Annotated in this window: 14 protein-coding genes; 8 read left to right on the top strand and 6 right to left on the bottom strand. The window is 68.1% G+C overall.

Annotated features, from left to right (window positions below; genetic code table 11):
• The first annotated feature begins 4 nt into the window (after nt 1-4).
• Nucleotides 5-556 (top strand): group I truncated hemoglobin, encoded by a 552-nt coding sequence (locus ACYVJH_RS04140; protein WP_460453382.1) that lies wholly within the window; start codon nt 5-7, stop codon nt 554-556.
• 6 nt (nt 557-562) lie between these two features.
• On the opposite strand, the gene ACYVJH_RS04135 is transcribed toward ACYVJH_RS04140, so the two are convergent.
• Nucleotides 563-3,208 carry a bifunctional diguanylate cyclase/phosphodiesterase gene (locus ACYVJH_RS04135; RefSeq protein WP_460453381.1) on the bottom strand — a complete coding sequence of 882 codons (2,646 nt, stop codon included), beginning with the start codon at nt 3,206-3,208 and terminating at the stop codon, nt 563-565.
• A 113-nt stretch (nt 3,209-3,321) separates the two neighbouring features.
• On the opposite strand from ACYVJH_RS04135, the gene ACYVJH_RS04130 reads away from it, so the two are divergent.
• The 3 genes from ACYVJH_RS04130 to ACYVJH_RS04120 all read left to right on the top strand — a co-directional run bounded on the left by ACYVJH_RS04130 (nt 3,322) and on the right by ACYVJH_RS04120 (nt 9,267).
• Nucleotides 3,322-3,972 carry a hypothetical protein gene (locus tag ACYVJH_RS04130; RefSeq protein ID WP_460453380.1) on the top strand — a complete coding sequence of 217 codons (651 nt, stop codon included), beginning with the start codon at nt 3,322-3,324 and terminating at the stop codon, nt 3,970-3,972.
• A 54-nt stretch (nt 3,973-4,026) separates the two neighbouring features.
• Nucleotides 4,027-5,586 (top strand): tetratricopeptide repeat-containing sulfotransferase family protein, encoded by a 1,560-nt coding sequence (locus ACYVJH_RS04125; RefSeq protein WP_460453379.1) that lies wholly within the window; start codon nt 4,027-4,029, stop codon nt 5,584-5,586.
• 78 nt (nt 5,587-5,664) lie between these two features.
• On the top strand, nt 5,665-9,267 hold the full coding sequence (locus ACYVJH_RS04120; RefSeq protein ID WP_460453378.1) for a methylmalonyl-CoA mutase family protein: 3,603 nt from the start codon (nt 5,665-5,667) through the stop codon (nt 9,265-9,267).
• A gap of 82 nt (nt 9,268-9,349) precedes the next feature.
• Here ACYVJH_RS04120 and ACYVJH_RS04115 read toward each other — a convergent pair whose 3' ends face one another.
• Nucleotides 9,350-10,996, bottom strand: coding sequence for a hypothetical protein (locus ACYVJH_RS04115; protein ID WP_460453377.1), 1,647 nt, complete (start codon nt 10,994-10,996; stop codon nt 9,350-9,352).
• A gap of 218 nt (nt 10,997-11,214) precedes the next feature.
• Between ACYVJH_RS04115 and ACYVJH_RS04110 the strand changes: the two genes are divergently transcribed.
• Complete coding sequence (locus tag ACYVJH_RS04110; protein WP_460453376.1) at nt 11,215-12,030, top strand: c-type cytochrome; 816 nt, start codon at nt 11,215-11,217, stop codon at nt 12,028-12,030.
• Nucleotides 12,031-12,098: 68 nt separating this feature from the next.
• On the top strand, nt 12,099-12,476 hold the full coding sequence (locus tag ACYVJH_RS04105) for a cupin domain-containing protein (protein WP_460453375.1): 378 nt from the start codon (nt 12,099-12,101) through the stop codon (nt 12,474-12,476).
• Nucleotides 12,477-12,549: 73 nt separating this feature from the next.
• Here the strand turns inward: ACYVJH_RS04105 and ACYVJH_RS04100 are convergent, their stop codons facing one another.
• A complete protein-coding gene (locus ACYVJH_RS04100; RefSeq protein ID WP_460453374.1) occupies nt 12,550-14,103 on the bottom strand; it encodes a winged helix-turn-helix domain-containing tetratricopeptide repeat protein in 1,554 nt (517 codons plus the stop codon).
• Between the two features lie 199 nt (nt 14,104-14,302).
• Between ACYVJH_RS04100 and ACYVJH_RS04095 the strand changes: the two genes are divergently transcribed.
• On the top strand, nt 14,303-14,527 hold the full coding sequence (locus ACYVJH_RS04095; RefSeq protein ID WP_460453373.1) for a tautomerase family protein: 225 nt from the start codon (nt 14,303-14,305) through the stop codon (nt 14,525-14,527).
• Nucleotides 14,528-14,679: 152 nt separating this feature from the next.
• On the top strand, nt 14,680-15,918 hold the full coding sequence (locus ACYVJH_RS04090; protein WP_460453372.1) for a cation:proton antiporter: 1,239 nt from the start codon (nt 14,680-14,682) through the stop codon (nt 15,916-15,918).
• Nucleotides 15,919-15,937: 19 nt separating this feature from the next.
• Here ACYVJH_RS04090 and ACYVJH_RS04085 read toward each other — a convergent pair whose 3' ends face one another.
• From ACYVJH_RS04085 to ACYVJH_RS04075, 3 genes are read right to left on the bottom strand one after another with little or no spacing between them, the layout of a single operon-like run.
• Nucleotides 15,938-16,381 carry a hypothetical protein gene (locus ACYVJH_RS04085; protein ID WP_460453371.1) on the bottom strand — a complete coding sequence of 148 codons (444 nt, stop codon included), beginning with the start codon at nt 16,379-16,381 and terminating at the stop codon, nt 15,938-15,940.
• Between the two features lie 10 nt (nt 16,382-16,391).
• On the bottom strand, nt 16,392-17,240 hold the full coding sequence (locus ACYVJH_RS04080; RefSeq protein WP_460453370.1) for a hypothetical protein: 849 nt from the start codon (nt 17,238-17,240) through the stop codon (nt 16,392-16,394).
• Between the two features lie 41 nt (nt 17,241-17,281).
• On the bottom strand, nt 17,282-17,767 hold the full coding sequence (locus ACYVJH_RS04075) for a VOC family protein (protein WP_460453369.1): 486 nt from the start codon (nt 17,765-17,767) through the stop codon (nt 17,282-17,284).
• Nucleotides 17,768-17,788 lie beyond the last annotated feature (21 nt).

Raw genomic sequence — 17,788 nt, 5'->3', positions numbered from 1 at the left:
CAAAATGAATACGACCAAGACCCTGGCCCTGGCCTGCCTGCTGGCCTTCACCGCACCCGTGTGGGCCCAGCAAGCCGTCAGCGCCGAAGAGCAGGCGATGCTCGATGAAGAAGCCCGCCTGGAAGCCGAGGAAGCCGCGCTCGATGCCGGCCCACGGCTTGACCCGAACGCGCCCGACCCGGCGCCGGAATTCCCGGAGCTTCGCCCCGTGCTGGACGACTTCGGCGGCCGCGAAGGCCTGGACCGCCTGATGGACACCTTCATGGCCGGCCTGCTGGCCGACGAGCGCATGGGTCCATTCTTCGCCAACTCCGACCAGGAGCGGGTGAAGCGCCAGCTGGCCGAACAGTTCTGCGCCATCCTCGGTGGCGGCTGTGCCTACAGCGGCCGCGACATGAAGTCGTCGCACGCCGGCCTGGGCATTGACCGTGCCGACTTCAACCGCCTGGTGGAAGTGCTGCAGGTGGCGATGAACCAGCACGAGGTGCCGTTCCGCGCCCAGAACAAGCTGCTGGCCAAGCTGGCGCCGATGCACCGCGAGGTGGTCACCGAATAAGCCGGTTCATTTCATCCCGGCGCCCGGCCCCTCGTCGGCCGGGCCCAGCCGGCCCTGGCGGAGCAGGGCCGGCACGTCGGCGGCAGGCACCGGCCGGCTGAACAGATAACCCTGCAGTTCCCCGCAGCCCGCCGCCGCCGCCAGGCGGGCCTGTTCCTCGGTTTCCACGCCCTCGGCGACCACCTGGCAATCAAAGGCGCGGGCCATGCCGGTGACCGCGCGCACGATCGCCAGGTTCTTGCGGCCTTCGCCAAGCGGGGCCACCAGGCTGCGGTCGATCTTGATGGTGTCGAAGCCGAAGTGCTGCAGGTTGCCGATGCTCGAATACCCCGTGCCGAAATCGTCCATCGCCACCCGCACGCCCATCTCGCGCAGGGCCTCGAGCACCTCGCGGGTCAGGCGGGTGTCCTTCATGGCCTGCGATTCGGTGATCTCGACCGACAGGTAGCCCGGGTCGAGCTCGGTTTCGAGCAAGGTTTCGCGGATCAGCGACAGCAGGTTTTCGCCGTCGAAGCGCGCCAGCGACAGGTTCACCGCCACCGGCACCGCCAGCAGGCCCTCGTCCTGCCACTGCCGGCACTGGTGGCAGGCGGCGCGCAGCATGGCGGCGTCGATCTGGTCGACCAGGCCGCATTCTTCCGCCGTCGGGATGAATTCCCCCGGCGGCACCATCGGCCCCTCCGGCGGCTGCCAGCGCGCCAGTACTTCCAGCCCGGTGATCCAGCGGCTGTGGGCGTCCACCTTCGGCTGGAACCAGGGCAGCAGTTCGTTCGCCTTCAGGGCCCGCCGCAGGCGCCGGTCCATGTCCAGGCGGCGTTCGGCCTTTTCGCTCATCACGTTGGTGTAGTACTCGTAGCGACCGCGGCCCTGTTCCTTGGCGTGGTAAAGCGCCGCGTCGGCGCGCTTCATCAGCAGGCTGGCCTCGTCGCCGTCCTCCGGGAACAGGCTGATGCCGATGCTGGCGCCCACCTCCAGGTCGTGGCCCTGCACGTGATACGGCTGGGACACTTCGTCGATGAGTTTTTCCGCCACCCAGGCGGCGTCGCGCGGGTCGGCCAGGCGCGGCATCAGGATCACGAACTCATCGCCGCCCTGGCGGCTGACGGTGTCGTCCTCGCGCACGTTGGCCTGCAGGCGACGCGCCACCGCCTGCAGCAGCAGGTCGCCTACCTCGTGGCCGAGGGTGTCGTTGATGTTCTTGAAATGGTCCAGGTCCAGGAAGATCAGGCCGCCGCGGCGACCCTGCGGCAGTCCGGCCAGGGCCTGCGAGAGCCGGTCCTGCAGCAGCACGCGGTTGGGCAGGTCGGTCAGGTAGTCGTGCTGGGCCAGGTGCGACATGCGCAGGGCCATGGCGCGCGATTCACTGACGTCGTGGAAGACGATGACCCCACCGATGACCTCGTCGTCCATGCCGATGATGGGCGCGGCCGAATCCTCGATGGGCAGCTCGCGCCCGTCCCGGTTCACCAGCACGGTGTTGAGCGCCAGCCCCACCGCGCGGCGCTCGCGCATCGCGATGTCCAGCGGCGCCAGCCCCTGCTTGCGCGTTTCCGCATCCAGCAGCGGCATCACTTCGTTGATGGGCCGGGCCAGGGCATCCGCCAGCGGCCAGCCGGTCATTTCCTCGGCCACGCGGTTCATGTAGATGATCTTCGAGTCCGGATCCACGGTGATGACGGCGTCGCCAATGGAGCCCAGCGTGGTTTCGGCCAGCTGCTTTTCCTCGTACAGCGCCTGGCGGCTGTGGTGCAGGGCCTGGATGGCATTGCGCCGCTGCGAGGACAGCACCGACACCACCAGCGGCATGGCCACCGCCAGCGTGGCGTAGAAATTGAAGCTGATGCTGTCGAGCTGGTCCCGGGTGATGCCGCCGCCGCGGGCGCCCACCAGTTCGTTGGCGTCGAAGTAGAGCCGCAGCCCCACGACCAGCGCCAGGTTGGCGCTGCACAGCACGGTGGTGCCCAGGCGGCCGATCTGCAGGGCCGCGACCAGCAGCAGCAGGCTGGCCGGCAGGAAGGGCTGGCTGAGGTAACCCGCGCACAGGGCGGTGACCGCGAGCGTGGCCAGCGCGATGACGCCCAGCCCGGCCAGGCCCACGCCGTCGACCAGTCGCCGCCAGCCGGCGTGGTCCGCGACCAGCAGGGGCGGCGAGACCGCGACGGCGCCGAAGAAAGCCGCCACGACCCAGGTGGACCACACCGTGCCGAAAATGCCGGTGCCCATGAGGTGGTGCATGGTCGCCGGCACCAGGCCGCCCAGGGCCGGCCCCAGGAAACCCACCAGGACGATCGGCCAGGCCAGGGACGGCACGTCCGGCAAGCCCAGGGGGCGCACGTCCAGCCATCGCAGGCCGAAGCAGGCCAGGCCCACGGCCAGGGTGCTGGCGGTGGCGTGGGCCAGGATCAGGGGCAGGGGATCGCCGGCCAGCGCGCCGACGGCCAGCCGGCCGGCAAAACCGATGGCTAGGTAGATGCCGGTAAAGGCGCCACGCCGGCACATGACGGCCAGCAACATCGCGCTCGACATCCACGCGCTGGCGACATTGCCCGGTTGCCGGGTCAATTCGACGGCCAGCCAGCCCAGTGCGACGTAGGCGAGCCAGGTGCCTGCAAAGAAGGGTATTTCACGCGCCCACTTGGTGCCTGAGGCCATGCATTGTCCTGTTGGCTGTCGTGGCGTGTTCCGACTGTAGGCAATTCAGGCAGGGCCCGCCAAGCCCACGCCCGGTCACGGGCCGTTGAGGTGGGCGCAGTACACTTGCCCGCATGGCTGACACCACGCGCGTGGACGACCTTCCGGGCAGCTTCGGCTACGGTGCCGGCGTCCTGTATGGGTTGCCGCAGCCGCCGCGCTGGATGGGCGAGGTGGCGCCGGACCTGCACAAGGTCTTGCTGCTGATGGCCGGCGGCGAAATCCTCTACGGCCACCTGATCGGCCTGGATTGGGAAGGCGGCAACGTCATCCTGCGGGCCGAGGACGAAACCCTGTCAAACCCGCTGTCCGACCTGCGGGCGATCCTGCTCAGCGGTGATGCGCGCCTGGGGCGGGCGCCGGTCGCGCCCGCCGGCACGGTGGCCAGCACGCTGCGCTACCGCGACGGCGCGGACTGGATGCTGCAGGCGCACGCGGTGCACGTGGACCTGTTCGGCGCGGGTTTCTTCACCATCGACGGTGAGCAGCTGCATGCGCTGTTCGTGCCCTGGCGGGTGCTGGCGGACAACGAGCTGAACCTGCGTTCGGGACTGTCCGACCACCAGCGCGCCCGCATCCAGCGCGAGGTCGCCTTCCGCCGCGGTGCCGACATCGACCGCCTGGAAAAGGCCAGCCTGCGCCGGGTGCCGGGCGACACCCGCGACGACGCCGACATCCGCCGCAGCGCCTTCGCCAAGGCCTTCTGCAAGGCCCTGGGCGGCTAGCGCCCGGCGCCGCGGCGATTGCCAGCGCGCCCGTCGCTGGCCGACACTGCAGGCATGACCGCCGACGACGCACTGGCCACCTGGCAGGCCGCCGAGACCTTCCGCAGCCGTGGCCAGCTGCCCGAGGCCGGCGCTGCTTACGCCCGCCTGGCCGCCCACGCCGACTGGGTAGCCCCGGCCCGGCTGCGCCTGGCGCAGCTGGCGCTGGGCAAGGGCGACCTGCGCGATGGCGTCGCCCAGGCATTGCTGGCCCGTGACGCCGACGAAACCGACCCGGTGGTGCTCGAAGCCGTGCTGGAGCTGCTGTGCCAGGTGGGTGAACTCGAGGCCGCCCTGGCGCTTGCCCAATCGCGGGCCCTGTCCGAAGCACCGGACCCGGCCGTGCAACTGGGCGTGGGCCAGCGCCTGCAGGACCAGAGTTTTCCGGCCGAGGCCCGCGTATTCCTGAAACGCGCGCGCGCCCTGGGTGCCGACAACCCGGGCCTGCACTACCAGCTGGGCCTGTCGGCGCTGTATGCCGGCGACCACGACGACGCCGAATCCGCGTTCGAGGCCTGCCTGGCACGCCAGCCGCTGCACGGCGCCGCCCACCGGCAGCTGGCCAAGCTGCGCCGCGCCACGCCCGACGCCAACCACGTCACCCGCCTGCGCGCCGCCATCGCGTCCGTGCCGGCTGACTATCCCGACGCGCCGCCGCTGCATTACGCGCTCTTCAAGGAACTCGACGACCTGGGCGATACCGACGCCGCCTGGGCCGCGCTGGAAGCCGGCATGCAAGCGCGCCGACGGCAGGTCAGTTTCGACCCGGCGCAGGAACAGGCCGTGTTCGAACGCCTGATGCAGATGGACGGGCAGGACGCCAACACGCGGGCGCAGGGTGGGCCGGCGCCGGTATTCATCCTGGGCCAGCCGCGCTCGGGCACCACGCTGTTGGAGCGCATCCTGGGCGGTGCAGACGACGTGGCCGACGCTGGCGAGCTGCGCGACTTCGGCTTCCAGGTGCGCTGGTGCGCCAACCTCATGGGCCGGCCGGGACCGGACCTGGCGCTGCTGGATGCCGCGGAAGACATCGACCCCGCTGAGCTCGGCCAGCGCTACCTCAGCCACACCCAATGGCATGCGCGCGGCAAGCGCCTGTACACCGACAAGCTGCCGGCCAACTTCCTGTGGCTGGGCCATATCGCCCGCGCGCTGCCGCAGGCGCGTTTCCTGCACCTGGTGCGCGACCCGATGGACGTGGGCTTCTCCAACCTCAAGGAACTGTTCGCCGACGCCTACCCGCACAGCTACGACCAGGCCGAGATGGCCGGCCACCTGCGCCGCTACCAGGCGCTGATGGCGCACTGGCACGCGGCCTTCCCGGGCCGGATCCTGGACGTGCCCTACGATGAGCTGGTCACCGCGCCCGAGGCCACGGCCCAGCGTGTGCTCGATTTCCTGGGCCTGCCGCGCCAGGCCGGCCTGGCCGAGATCGCCGGGCGTGAAGGCGCCGTGGCCACGGCCAGCGCGGTGCAGCTGCGCGAGCCGGTGCATGCCCGCTTCCTGGGGCAGTGGCGGCGCTACGAGGGCCAGCTGCAGCCCATGCGCCAGGCGCTGGAGGCGCCGCCCGGCTGAGCCCGGGGCCGGGGTAGGGCAGACCATACGGTCGGCGCTACAATCGGGCGATTCCGTCTTTGCTGTAAGAGACCGCCCATGAGCACCCCCGCCAACCAGCTTCCCGATCGCGACCCCGAGCGCAGCCCGCTGCGCTTCGTCACCGCCGCCAGCCTGTTCGACGGCCACGACGCCGCGATCAACATCATGCGCCGCCTTATCCAGTCGCAAGGCGTCGAGGTGGTGCACCTGGGCCACAACCGCAGCGTCGAGGACGTGGTGCGGGCGGCCCTGCAGGAAGACGCCGACGGCATCGCGCTGTCGAGCTACCAGGGCGGCCACACCGAATACTTCAAGTACATGGTGGATATGCTGCGCGAGCGCGGCGCCGGCCACATCCGCGTGTTCGGCGGCGGCGGCGGCACCATCACGCCCGAAGAGATCCGGGAACTGCAGCAGTACGGCGTCGAGCGCATCTACCACCCCAACGACGGCATGCAGATGGGCCTGGTGGCGATGATCGAGGACCTGGTGCGCCGCACGAACGAGCACCGCGTGCCCGCCGGCAAGCCCGACACGGTCGACCCCAGCGACGAGATCAGCATCGGCAAGATGCTCACGGCCATCGAAGAAGGCCTGCTGGAAGAGAAGCAGCTCGAGGCCCTGCGCAAGGAATGGCAACTGGCCGGCGGCAAGACCCCGGTGGTGGGCCTGACCGGCACCGGCGGCGCCGGCAAGTCGTCGGTCACCGACGAGCTGATGAACCGCTTCCTGCAGCATTTCCCCGAGATGCGCATCGCCGTGATTTCGGTCGACCCGACCCGCCGCCGCACCGGCGGCGCCCTGCTGGGCGACCGCATCCGCATGAACTCCCTGCGCAGCCCGCGCGTGTTCATGCGCTCCATGGCCACCCGCCGCCAGCACGTTGCGACCAATGCCGTGCTCAAGGACTGCATCGCCTTCCTGCGCGCCCAGGGCTACGACCTGGTGATGGTGGAAACCGCCGGCATCGGCCAGTCCGATTCGGAAATCGTCGACCTGGTCGATTTCCCGATGTACGTGATGACCAGCGACTTTGGCGCGCCCAGCCAGCTCGAGAAGATCGACATGATCGACTTCGCCGAGCTCATCGTGCTCAACAAGTTCGACAAGCGCGGCGCCGAAGACGCCCTGCGCGACGTGCGCAAGCAGTGGAAGCGCAACCGCACCGCCTTCAAGCTGGCCGACGAAGACGTGCCGGTGTACCCGACGATCGCTTCCCAGTTCAATGACCCCGGCGTCACCTGGATGTTCGCCAACCTCTGCCGCCTGCTGCGCGAGAAGGTGTCGGCCAAGTCGCCGGGCTGCGATTTCGAGCCGGACATCGAAGAGGGCGAGAAGTCCCCGCGCGCCACCATCCTGATTCCCGGCAACCGCACCCGCTACCTGGCCGAGATCGCCGAGCAGGGCCGGCAGGTCAACACCAGCATCGAAAAGCAGGCCGACGCCGCCGAGCGCGCCCAGCACTACTGGGAATCGCTGCGCGAACTGGGCGACCCGGACATGCCCAAGGCCCTGGGCCTGTACGACCCGCACCACCTGGTGCTGCCGAGCCCCGGTTCGGCGGGCAGCACGCGCGACGCCGCCCCGTGGCCCGACTGCGGTGAGCGCCGCCAGGGCATTCCCGACCGCCGCAAGATGGTGTTCCAGTGGGAGCGCCGCCAGGGCGCCGCCGCCGGCGACAACCCGCAGGCGGCGCAGGTGGCCGTGGACCGCAGCCTGATCACCCTGCGCCAGCGCTACAACGACGCGGTGAAGGCGCTCAGCGCCCAGTCGGTGAACCTGCTGCGTGAATGGCCCGACCGCCTGAAGTCGGTCACCGACGACGTCACCGAATATTCGGTGCGCGGCAAGGCCATCAAGGTCGAGAACTACCGCGAGTCCCTGAGCCACCAGAAGATCCCCAAGATCGCCGCGCCCAAGTTCAAGAGCTGGGGCGAACTGCTGGTCTTCCTGGGCAAGGAAAACTTGCCCGGCCATTACCCCTACACCGGCGGCGTCTACCCCTACCGCCGCACCGGCGAAGACCCCATCCGCATGTTCGCCGGCGAGGGCACGCCCGAGCGCACCAACCGGCGCTTCCATTACCTGAGCAAGGGCCAGCCGGCCGCGCGCCTGTCCACCGCCTTCGACTCGGTCACGCTCTACGGCGAAGACCCGGCCGAGCGTCCGGACATCTACGGCAAGATCGGCAATTCCGGCGTGTCCATCGCCACGCTGGACGACATGAAGAAGCTGTATTCGGGCTTCGACCTGTGCGCGCCGACCACCAGCGTTTCCATGACCATCAACGGCCCGGCGCCGATGATCCTGGCGATGTTCATGAACACCGCCATCGACCAGCAGGTGGAAAAGTACCTGCGCGAAGACCAGAAGCGCTGGGACGAAGCGCACGCCAAGATCGAGAAGTTCTTCGAAGGCAAGAAGCGCCCCGAATACGGCGGCGAAGTGCCCGAGGGCAACGAAGGCCTGGGCCTGGGCCTGCTGGGCGTCACCGGCGACCAGCTGGTGGACGCCGAGACCTACGAGCGCATCAAGACCCACACCCTGGCCACCGTGCGCGGCACCGTGCAGGCCGACATTCTGAAGGAAGACCAGGCGCAGAACACCTGCATCTTCAGCACCGAGTTCGCCCTGCGCATGATGGGCGACATCCAGCAGTACTTCGTGGACAACAAGGTCCGCAACTTCTATTCGGTGTCGATCTCCGGCTACCACATCGCCGAAGCCGGGGCGAACCCGATTTCGCAGCTGGCCTTCACCCTGAGCAACGGCTTCACCATCGTCGAGTACTACCTGGCGCGCGGCATGCACATCGACGACTTCGCGCCCAACCTGAGCTTCTTCTTCAGCAACGGCATGGACCCGGAGTACACGGTGATCGGCCGCGTCGCCCGCCGCATCTGGGCCCGCGCCATGCGCGAACGCTACGGCGCCAACGAGCGCAGCCAGATGCTGAAGTACCACATCCAGACGTCCGGCCGCAGCCTGCACGCCCAGGAAATCCAGTTCAACGACATCCGCACGACCCTGCAGGCCCTGTACGCGCTGTTCGACAACTGCAACAGCCTGCACACCAACGCCTACGACGAAGCCATCACCACGCCGACCGAAGAAAGCGTGCGCCGGGCCGTGGCCATCCAGATGATCATCAACAAGGAGCTGGGGCTGAACTTCAACGAAAACCCCTGGCAGGGCAGCTTCGCCGTCGAGCAGCTGACCGACCTGGTGGAAGAGGCCGTCTACAAGGAGTTCGAAGCCCTAAGCGAGCGCGGCGGCGTGCTGGGCGCCATGGACACCATGTACCAGCGCGGCAAGATCCAGGAAGAAAGCCTGTACTACGAACACAAGAAACACGACGGCAGCCTGCCCCTGGTCGGCGTCAACACCTTCCTGCCCAAGGACCACGCCGGCGAGGTGATGACCGAGATCGAGCTGATCCGCTCGACCCCGGAAGAGAAGGGCGCCCAGATCGCCAATGTCCGGACCTTCCAGGGAGTGCGTAACCCGGCCGGGGCCGATTCCCTGAGACATCTTCAGCACACCGCCCGTGACCGCCAGAACATCTTCGCCGCGTTGATGGAGGCAGTGAAGACCCACAGCCTCGGCCAGATCAGCCATGCACTGTACGAGGTGGGTGGGGAGTACAGGCGAAATATGTAGCAGCGTGGCCACGCTGCCCATGGTTTCGCCGGCGGGGCCGTCGCCGCGGAGAATTGGCAGGTCAACCTCCAGAAGCCTGCACTCAGGGTGTCGGCGCCACAACCTCGCGAAGGGCGTTGAAGTCCTCGGGGCTCGAGATCGGGATGAGGATCGTGCCGTAGAATTTGTCCGGCGCGGTGTAGAAGGTGAAGCAGGTAAACGGCCTGCCCGGCGTGGAGCACTCGCTCCCCGCCATCAGGGTCATGCCTGCCTCGAAGCGTTTTTGCTGGGGCGTCTCGGCAGCGCCCACCGTCCGGTCCGCCTGATACCAGTGGCCAGGCTTGGGCAGGTCCACGGGGACATCCGTCCAGCCAGGCGGCTTGCCCATCTTCGCCAGCAGCATTCGTCGGATTTCCTTTCGAGCCGGCTGTGAGCCGATCCGGGCGGCGTCAAGCAGGCTGGCGCCGTCATCCCGGCGCACCGAGGTGTCCGCGCCCAATTCCAGCAGCGCGCGCACGGCCTCGGCATTGTCGTAGGCGATGGCATTGAACAGCAGCGTGGTGGTCGCCCGGTCTCCCGAATCGAATGTGACGCCGAACGAGCTCAACTTCCGCAGATCACTGGCCGTGATGAATCCAGCCGCCGTGCCCAATGCCTCGGGCACGATGCGGTCCCAATGCTGTTCGCGCATCGGTCCAGCGAACATCGCGTAGACCGCCGGGAACGTGGTTGCCAGTTCAGCCATTCGGTTCACGTGGGCCGTCGGGTCCGGGTCGTACTGAAGCATCGCGTCGAGATGGCGCGCAGCGGCGGCATGGCGGCCGCTTTTCATGGCCAGCCCGGCTTTGAGCAAGTGGGCGTCAGCCAGGGTGTGGGCGGCGACCGGGAAGCGCATTATTTCCAGGGCGGCCTGGCTGTCCTCGAGCGCGGCATCGACCCGGCCAGCATCGAGCTGGATGCGCGCGCGGGCTTCCAGCGTGAAGGCCAGATTGCGACCTTGAAAGCCGTCGATCGCCTGGGTGAGGTAGGCAATGGCCTTCTTGTCATCGCCCATGGCCGCCCAGGTTTCTCCGATTTGCCGCAGTGCTATGAATTCTTCCTCGCTGTCGATGGGTGCCTGCAGGACGAGTTCGTATTCCTTCAGGGCCAGGGGCAAGTGGGCTTCATCGCCGGTATAGGCCGCCATGGCTCGAAGCGAGTTGCCCTTGGCTAGGCGCAGATCCACGCTGGTCGGGTCAAGGGCTTCTGCGCGTTCTAGCATTTCAAGGCTCTTGCGCACCTCCGAGCGCGCCAGCGACACCTGGGCGCTGATGAGCCACGCTTCGAACAACTCCGGATCTGCGGCGACGGCCTGGGTTGCCCAGCGTCGGGCGGCGTCCATCTCGGCCTGGTCGAAGTTCATGAGCAGTTTGTCCCGCGGCTGCGCACGCCCGGCCATGGCCCGGTTGTATTCGAGCCGGGCCAGGTGGGCGAGAATCCTGGCGTTGGCGGGGAACTGCTCATTGAGTTTGCGCAGCCTGGCTTCGATGCGGTCGCCCCGGTACTGGCGGAGGGCTTCGGCAATGGCCTGCATGTCTTCCTCGGGCGGCTCGCCGACGTGCACCGGCGCAGTGGCCACCGGGGCGGGCAGGGCGGCAGGGCGGAGTGCCGGGGCAGGGCCCGTGTATCGCGGCGGCTTCGTCGCTTGCTGGTAGGCAAACACACCCGAGGCCAGAGCCAGGACAAGCAGCAGGGCGATTCGGGAGCGCATCGGCGCATTCCTCGGGGATTGGTGGGTCGTCGTTAGCCTACTGAGGAACCAGAAAATCGGAAAGCTCGGTTGGAGCTTCCGCAGAAGCCCAGCTAGCGCAGTCGCCTTATCCGCTCCCGATACGCCCGCACTTCAAGGCACACGCCCCGACTGACGGCCGGAGTGGCAGCCCTCCTGCGTTGCTTCTGCCATCGGCGAGCTACCGACGGAGTCAATGGATGCGTGCCAGGGTGATCTGCGTGTTGCTGGTGACCGGGATGTTGTCCGGCTGTTCTCCCGAAGCGCCGGAGACGCCCGCGGTCGCGCCCTCGGTTCCAGTCGTTTCGGTACCCCCCGGCGACCCGGTGGAGGGCCTGCGAATCGCCACGCGCGTCGGCTGCAACGGCTGCCACGGCGCCGACGCCGCTGGCCGCGTATTCGTTGAGGACCCGGCGCAGGGCCTCATCGTCGCGCCCAACCTCACTGAACGGCGCCACCTCTACACCGACGAAGGCCTGGCGGCCCTGCTGCACGAGGGCCGCACCCACGATGGCCACGTGCCCTGGGGCATGCCCATCCAGATGTTCCAGCACCTCAGCCACCAGGAAGTGCGGGACATCACCGCCTGGCTGCGGGCCTTGCCCGAGGTGGCCGGTAGTGCGCCCGAGGCGTCGGCCTGGTCGCCGGAACTAACGGCCGCCATAGCCGACGGCAGCCATGAGTGGCTGCCCGACATGAAGCCCAGCCCCGGCAACGTGCCGCCCGCCGCGCCGCCCGCAGGCGGCGTGGCCCTGGGTCGGCACCTGGCCTTCACCAGCTGCGGCGAGTGCCACGGCTGGGATCTCAATGGCTGGGGTGGCCCCACGGACGCGCCGAACCTGGTGGTTGCAAAGGCCTACACCCTGGAGCAGTTCACCCGTCTGATGCGCACCGGTGAAGTCGCCGCGGGCGGCCAGTCGGCCAGCGGCATGATGAGCAAGGTGGCCGCCTACCGCTATTCGGTGCTGACGGACGCGGAGATCGCGGCGCTGAAGGCTTACCTTGACGGCCGCTAGGAAGCTTGGAGAAGTGGCGGCCTAGGTGCACGATGACTCCTTCGGCCTCATCCGACTCCGGAGACCCCATGCCCGCCGTCCGCGCCCCCCAGCAAATCGCCGCGTCCCTGGACGAACTCTGGTCGCCCCGGGTCATCGCCGAGCTCGACGATGCCTACGTCAAGGTCGCCAAGGTGCAGGGCACCTTGGGCTGGCATGCCCATGCCGACGAGGACGAGCTGTTTTTCGTGCTGCACGGCCGGCTGCGCATCGAGATGGAGGCCGGTGCCGTGGAGCTGGGGCAGGGCGAGCTGTATGTGGTGCCAAAGGGCGTACGCCACAATCCGGTGGCCGAGCAGGAGTGCCACATTCTGCTGGTCGAGCGTAAGTCCACCCTGCACACTGGCGATCAGGTCACCGATAAGACGCGCAGCCTGGCGGAGCAATTGCGGGAGATCGGGTCCTGACGCACGCTGCGGGCCAGGCGGCGGCTCGTTCCGACAATGAAGCACAGGGGAAGGAAGCGCGGAGCGTCCGGCCTCAGTAACCCAGCGAAGAAAGCGCGGCGACGACGCGCGAGCGGGCGACTTCCGATTGCATGGGAAACGCCCGGAAGAAGTCCTCGCTGCGCAGGTTCGGGTTGCGCGTCTTTACGTTCTGCACCCAGGCCTGTGCCTGGGCGGGGTTGCCCGCCAGCGCGTTCGCCACCGCGGCGATCATGGCAATCAGCACGTGCGCGCCCGGCGAACGGGCGGCGCGTTCCGCCCACGCGGCGGCTTCGGCGTCTTCGCCCTGCACCATGTGCGTGAAAGATCGTGTGCCGACCATGGCGTAGTGCATCGGGTCGAGCGGACTCAGGCGCATGGCCAGGTCGACGTGCTCGCGGCTTTCCAGGCTGCGGTCGGCCAATGACTCCGCCCAGGCGCGGGCATACAGGCCCTGGGCGTAGTGCGGGCTCAGCGACGTGGCGCGTTCGAGCCAGCCCAGGCTGGTTTGCAGGTCGCCTTCCAGCCAGAAAGTGCGGCCCATCGCGAAGTTGACGAAGGGGTCGAGCGGGTCGAGCTCGACGCCGCGTTCGGCGAAGCGGCGGGACAGGGCGGTTTCGCCGGCGACGTCATCGCTGTGCCGCAGGAAGGCACTCTGGAAATGCACGAACGACAGCCCGGCATGGGCCCGCGCGAAGTCCGGGTCCTTGGCGATCGATTGTTCGAACAGCGCCAGGGCCGTGGCGTTGTCGCTGCGGTTGAAGCGGTACATGTGCTGCAGGCCCAGGTGGTAGGCCGACCAGGCGTCCAGGTTTTCGGTCACCGACAGCCGTGCCAGCGAGGCTTCGTGGGCGGGAATCCGGATCTCCAGTGCCGACAGGGTTTGCGTGCGGATGTGCTCGCGCAGCGCATGCACCTCATCCACGGGCAAGGTGAAGTGTTCGGCCCAGACCACGCCGCCGGTGCGGGTATCGGTCAGCTCCACCATCACCGCCAGCCGGGGCCCCGCCTGTTCGACGGTGCCGGACAGGTAATAACGCACGCCCAGCAGTCGGCCTATCTCGCCGGGGTCGGCCTCGGCGCCGCGCAGCCGGAACGAGGACTCGCGCGCGGTGACGAACAGCCAGTGCAGCCGGGCCAGGTCGGCGATCAGCTCGTGGGCCAGGGCGTCGGCCAGCGGCGCGTAGGGGCCCAGGACGCCCAGCACCCGAAAGGGCAGCACGGCGATCGATGGCCGGGCGGGCGCCGTCGTGTCCGGCGCTTCTTCCGGGGTGGCAATGGCGATCACGGGCTCGGAGCCCACCGCCCGGGCTTCGGCCACGAAGCGGAAGCCCTTGCGCTGCAGGGTCCGGATGAAACGCTGGGTGCGGCCGTCGTCGCCCAGGGCCTGGCGCACGCTCTTGATGCGGCTGTCGATGGCCGACTCCGACACCACGCGGCCGTCCCACACCTTGTCGATGATTTCGTCCCGCGACACCACGCGCTCGGCGTTGGCCACCAGCAGGGCGAGCAGGGAAAACACCTGCGGTTCCAGCGCCCGGACGGCGCCTCCAGCCCGCAGCTCCAGCTTGGCCAGATCCAGCTCGAAATCGTCGAAGCGGTAGATCATGGCCGGAGTATAGGCCAGCGGCCGCCGGCCCTGGCGGGGCCTGATCCGGTGCCTCCGGCAAACCTCCAGAACATCTCCAGGAAAGCTCCAAGTCCGGGATTCGGGGCGGTGGTCAAATTGTTTCCGAGGCATCCACCCCCGTGTGTGCCGCCTCTGCAAGCCAACCGCAAGTCACCTACCCAATACTTAGGAGAACGTTATGCCCATGGTCACCATCGACGTCATCAAGGACGTCTTCACCCCGCAGCAGAAGCAGGCCCTGATCAGCAAGGTCACCGAAGCCATGATTGCCGTCGAAGGCGAAAGCCTGCGTGGCGTCACCTGGGTTCGCATCAACGAGTTCGAAGGCGGCAACTGGGCCATCGGCGGCCAGCCGCTGGCCGCGGCCGACGTGCACGCCCTGGCCAAGGCCAACGCGGCCTGACCACCGGCCAGCCGGGGCGGGGCGGCAGTGCCTGCGGGTGCTGCTGCTCCGCCCCCGGTGTTTGCCGACGCGGCAAACCCCGCGACAAGCTACCCTAGTCCGACAGAGCCCCCGGCCAAACCGGCCCGCGGGACGGCACTGTCGGAGATGGCTTGGACGCATATGAATTCGCGCTATTGCTTGCCGGGCTCGCGCTGCTGGGCGCCGCCTGGGTGCCCCATCTGGTCAAGCGCAACCCGCTGACCCTGCCCATCCTTTACGTCGCGCTGGGCGCGCTGGTCTACTCGCTGCCGCTGCCCCTGCCGCTGGTGCCGGCCAATCCGGTGCGCTTCCCGCTGATCACCGAACGCCTGACCGAGCTGGCCGTGCTGGTGGCGCTGGTGGGCGTGGGCCTGCGCATTGATACGCGCTTCGGCTGGAAACGCTGGTCGCTGACCTGGCGGCTGCTGGGCATCACCATGCCGCTGACGATCCTGGCCGGGCTGTGGCTGGGCCAGGCGTGGCTGGGTTACAGCGTGGCCACGGCCATGCTGCTCGGCGCGGTGCTGGCGCCCACCGACCCGGTGCTGGCCGGCGACGTGCAGGTTCACGCGCCCGGGCAGGGTGGCGAAGACCCGGTGCGCTTCGCCCTGACCTCGGAAGCGGGCTTCAACGACGGCCTGGCGTTTCCCTTCGTCTGGCTGGCCGTGGCCCTGGCCCTGGCCACCGACGGAACGCCGGTGGATTGGACCAGCTGGATCATCATCGACGTGCTCTGGCGCGTGCTGGGCGGCGCGGCCATCGGCATCCTGGTGGGCTACGCGCTGATGCTGCTTATCTTCCGCAGCGAACGGGAGCCCACGCTTTCTAAGAGCGGAGAGGGCCTTACCGCCCTGGCGATCACGCTGATCGTCTATGGCGTGGCCGAGCTGTGCCACACCTACGGTTTCCTGGCGGTGTTCGTGGCCGCGCTGGTGATCCGCCAGAAGGAAGACACCAGCGAATTCCACGGCGTGCTCGACACCTTCGCGCAGCAGTGCGAGAAGCTGCTGATGGCGCTGATGCTGCTCCTGCTGGGCGGCGCGCTGGCCAGCGGCATCCTGTCGGAACTCAGCGGCAAGGGCCTCGTCTTCGCGCTGGTGTTCGTGCTGGTGGTTCGCCCGCTTACCGGTTGGCTGGGGCTGGTGGGTGCCAAGCTGTCGCCACGCGACCGCTGGGCCATCGCGGTGTTCGGCGTACGCGGCATCGGCTCGTTCTACTACCTGGCGTTCGCCATGAACCACGCCTACTTCCGCGATTCGCGCGAGCTGTGGTCGGTGGTGGTGATGGTGGTGGTGCTTTCCATCCTGTTCCACGGCCTGACCGCCAGCGCGGTGATGGGCTGGCTGGACCGCCGCCGCAATCGCAGCTGACGGCTGGCCGCTCCCCGGCCTAACGGCAGGTGATGTCGAAGCGCCCCTGAGCCTGCCGCGTGCCACCACGCAGGGTTCCGGCGAAATAGCCGGCACCCTTGACCTGCTTGCCGGTGATCTCGAAGTTCATGGCGTTTTCGGCATGCCACTCGGTGGTGCCGTTGGAGGGAATGACGCTGACGCCGGTCGGGCCATCGGGCAGGTTGAAGTCGACCACGATCTCGGTGCCCCGGTCTTCGGCCGCGTGGCCGGCGATGGCGACGACCGGGCCGGGCGCCACCATGCACTGCACATCGGCCACCACGGCCCAGGTCCGGCCGTCGATTTCAATGTAGCCGGCGGGGCGGGGTACCGAGGCGGTTTCGGGCGCCTGGGCGGCGGCGGGGGCTTCGTCGCCGCGGCCGCAGCCGGTGGCCATCGAAACAATCACGAACAGAGCGCCGAACGGTTTGATCAGCTTCATGCCAGTGTCCTCAGTCAAGCCATTGGATGATCGTTGCTGAAAACAATAGCGCACTCAACAGGTAGGCCGCGATGCGCGCTGCGCGCAGGCTGACCTTGCCGGTCGCCATTTGCCAGATGCCATAAACGACGATCGCTACGCCAAGGACAAAAAGACCCACCAGCAACATCAGCACCAGCGTCGCCATGCCGGGGCCGCCGGCAAAACGCACGTCGCCCACAAGTTCGCCCGGCTGCAGCAGCGCCGGCACGGTGTAAAAGAGCACGCCGCCCATGAGTGCGCTGAGGATGAGGCCGCACAGCAAAAGCATGAAACCGAAGCGACGCGACCAGCGCCGGGACTGCAGGCCCATGCCGCAGCGTTCGCACTCGGATCGGAACTGATAGGTCTCGTGGCCGCAGTTGGCGCAGCGGCTGAGGTCTTCCGGATCGTTGCCGTCCCCGCGGCCGTGGAAGAAGTCCGGGTCGCCGGGCCGACCTCCGTTGAAATGGGCCGCGGCTTTCCTCGCCTCGCGCCAGGCGGGTCCCGGCACGGGCAGGGTCAGGCGGGTGTAGCGGGCCGACTGCATCTGGCCGTCGCGGCGGCCACGCGCCGGGTACTTCAGCGTGATCTCGAGCGTGGTCGGCGCATCCGCCGGGTCCCTGATCCCGGCCTTGAGGACTTCCGGCGTACCCCGGCGAGGCAGCTCGAATCGCCTGCCATCGACCAGCACTGCATTTTCCTCGACGACGACTTCAAACCCCGCCGGGGGGATGTCACCGAGTGGTGGCAGCTCGTTGCCAGGCTCGGACCCGCCGCGCCGCGCCTCGGCGGCAACGAACTGGCTCCACAGGCCCGCATCAACGCGCCATCGGGCCAAGACCACGGGCGGTCTGGGTTTCAGCCAGCGGGGCAACCGGATCAGGGGCTTCCCCGGCGCGCTGCTTCAATGGCGGCGACATCGATCTTGCGCATCGTCATCATCGCCTCGAAGCAGCGCTTGGCGACCGCAGGGTCGGGGTCGGTATAGCCCTCGGTCAGCACCCGCGGGGTGATCTGCCAGGACACGCCCCATTTGTCCTTGCACCAGCCGCATTCGCTTTCCTGGCCGCCATTGCCGACGATGGCGTTCCAGTAGCGGTCGGTTTCTTCCTGGTCGTCGGTAGCCACCTGGAATGAAAACGCCTCGCTGTGTTTGAAGGTGTCGCCGCCGTTTAGTCCCAGGCAGGGAATGCCCAGGACGGTGAACTCGACCGTGATCACGTCACCCTGCTTGCCGGACGGATAGTCGGCGGGCGCGCGGTGCACGGACTTCACTTCGCTGTCGGGAAAGGTGGCGGCATAAAACTCCGCAGCCTCGAGCGCGGTGCCGTCGTACCAAAGGCAAACCAGGTTCTTGGGGATCATGGGGGGCTCCTCCTGGAAAGC

It is taken from the genome of Arenimonas aestuarii, assembly GCF_054781715.1.
Note: the sequence above shows the minus strand (reverse complement) of the source record. Positions and strands in the feature narration are given on the sequence as shown.